1 protein-coding gene, 2 tRNA genes and 2 pseudogenes are annotated in these 2,157 nt (G+C 37.9%); all 5 read right to left on the bottom strand.

The window, feature by feature from the left end; genetic code table 11:
- Nucleotides 1–299: 299 nt before the first annotated feature.
- Nucleotides 300–779 carry a sigma-70 family RNA polymerase sigma factor gene (locus tag I2503_RS09255; RefSeq protein ID WP_196092477.1) on the bottom strand — a complete coding sequence of 160 codons (480 nt, stop codon included), beginning with the start codon at nucleotides 777–779 and terminating at the stop codon, nucleotides 300–302.
- 220 nt (nucleotides 780–999) lie between these two features.
- Nucleotides 1,000–1,073: transfer RNA gene (locus I2503_RS09250), tRNA-Asn, on the bottom strand.
- 5 nt (nucleotides 1,074–1,078) lie between these two features.
- Nucleotides 1,079–1,150 (bottom strand) — tRNA-Glu (locus tag I2503_RS09245).
- Between the two features lie 209 nt (nucleotides 1,151–1,359).
- Nucleotides 1,360–1,539 (bottom strand): annotated as a pseudogene (locus I2503_RS09875) (hypothetical protein); the annotation flags it as partial.
- Between the two features lie 203 nt (nucleotides 1,540–1,742).
- A pseudogene (locus I2503_RS09240) lies at nucleotides 1,743–2,036 on the bottom strand (transposase); the annotation flags it as partial.
- Nucleotides 2,037–2,157: the final 121 nt, after the last annotated feature.

Below are 2,157 nucleotides of genomic sequence, written 5' to 3'. Positions count from 1 at the left end.
GTTCTACCTGCGTTAGTTTGCCTTGAAGTCTTTTGATTTAGCTTCGAATTTATTATTGACAGGTAGTATTCCTACTACCCACACATTGGTATTCGTCTTGTTCAGTTTTCAAAGGTCATGTCTCTCACGAGACAACTATCTAAGTATATCACCCAGCTCACAAAGTGTCAACAGTTTTTTTAATTTTTTTTAATTTTTTTCTTTTCTTCCTCTTTAGATGGAGTTAGAAAGAGGTCTAACCTGAAATTTCAGCCTCCTTCCTTCTCATTTTTTTGTCTAATGGTCTATAAAGACCTGTTTTATTTACGCGGATCAAATTCTTCAAAGTAGCTAGCCATTTTTTTCAACATTTTTTTGCGCCCCTTAAAACACTGATTGCTGATAAGGCGTTGGTAGTTATCTAATTCTGCTTGGGTGAGAGTCTTCTTGAACTCCATCATGCGATCTTTAAATAGTACAAACTCATCCATACAGAGACCATCCTCTGCCAACAAATGTCCTACTTCTGAAACCTCGACATAAGCCTTGTTATCCAGCGTTCTTTTTTTTGCCTCCTGCATCCGGACCTTATCAATAATATGATTACGAAATTTGGTCTTGAAAAAGACATGCAATTTTTCATCATCCTGCATCACACTCGGATGGTTCTTCATCAAACGGTAAAGAACCATCATTCCCTCCTGCTCCCAATCACAAGCATCCCATAAATGGAGATAAAATTCTCGATGGCATTTTAATACTGTACCACGTACTTTTTTATATGTTGATTCGAAATCCATGGTTCATCCTTTCCCTATAATCCTAACAGATTGTTTATTGGAATTGGGATCCATTCCCTAATCTGTCGATTTACTTCTCTATTCGAAAAATAAAAACAAAAAAGGAGTCATTCCGGTAAAAAAATGAACAACTTGGGCAAAAGGTCTTCCCTTTCATCCCACACAGAGAACGATAGTAGCACCTTAGAAAAACAAAAAAAGACCCCGTAGGGTCTCAAGACTCCGCCAGTAGGACTCGAACCTACGACATCATGATTAACAGTCATGCGCTACTACCAACTGAGCTATGGCGGAAAATATAGTCCGTACGGGATTCGAACCCGTGTTACCGCCGTGAAAAGGCGGTGTCTTAACCCCTTGACCAACGGACCATTTTTCAACACTATTTATTGTAACAGGTCACTCTAAAAATAGCAAGTGTTTTTTTCTATTTTTTTCATTTTCCCCTCAAAAATCTCATATCTGTCAGTAGTGACAGATTCCAAGTACTTCTTTTCTTATTTTTTACGAATGTGAAAAGAACGGTCCAATGAAGTTCAGACGTTATACTTAACTAATTTCAAAATCAGAATGCTCGCAGAATTTCAACTCGCAATACTGGCTGAGGTTTGTACTTTCTTTCCAGTACCTGCTTTTTGGTTTCTCGCCAGTTTTCTCTCAGGTCATCATCAATCGTTTCAACTGTGACACCATCAATACCCGTAGAGCCCTTATTAGCTTTGACCTGCTTGTAGGCTTCCAGAAGATTGTCTCTTGATATACTCTTTTAGTTTATCTTTTATTACTGTGTTAGCTCGTCTTGCCGTACTTTAGTACTGCCTGCGACTCGCTGCCTTGTACTAAAAGCAAACTAAAAGACTATAATATCTGATTTAGTAGTTTAGACATGTGCGTATTCCTTTCTTATTTTGCTATCTGTAGGATATCTTAAACCCGAATTATTCATACCCTGAATAATTCGGGGACATCAATGATAAGATTATCCAACTGATGAAATTGTAAAAAGAGTTGGATTAGTTCAAAATTAAGCTGTCTTAAAGCCTCAACAGTTTCTTCCGTTGCACGTGAAAAGAAACGTGACAGGGTTAATTGAGAGGCTACTTGTTTCGACTCTAGTAGCTGATAGAAATAAGCATTATCTTTCAATTCTTGACAGGCATAGTCTGTATCATGACCCGCTAGAATTTGAAAAATGAGTTGGATAACAATCATTGTGTCTGAGTAAAGAGGGGAATGGCGTTGATCATTAGTAACTAAAACTCCAAGCAGGCTTCGCCTGCTAACTCATGACGGAAAATTAGTTCAGGTATATAATAAAGATGAGCAATACAAATCCGTAAGTTTATTAGGGCTTTGCCGAGCCTGTAACTAAAACTGG

Origin of the sequence: Streptococcus sp. NLN64, assembly GCF_015831295.1 — a bacterium.
In the GTDB taxonomy this organism is placed as follows: domain Bacteria; phylum Bacillota; class Bacilli; order Lactobacillales; family Streptococcaceae; genus Streptococcus.
Note: the sequence above shows the minus strand (reverse complement) of the source record. Positions and strands in the feature narration are given on the sequence as shown.

Excerpts from the sequence above, each read along its gene's own strand:
- I2503_RS09255 (WP_196092477.1), bottom strand. The coding sequence starts at position 779 with ATGGATTTCGAATCAACATATAAAAAAGTACGTGGTACAGTATTAAAA.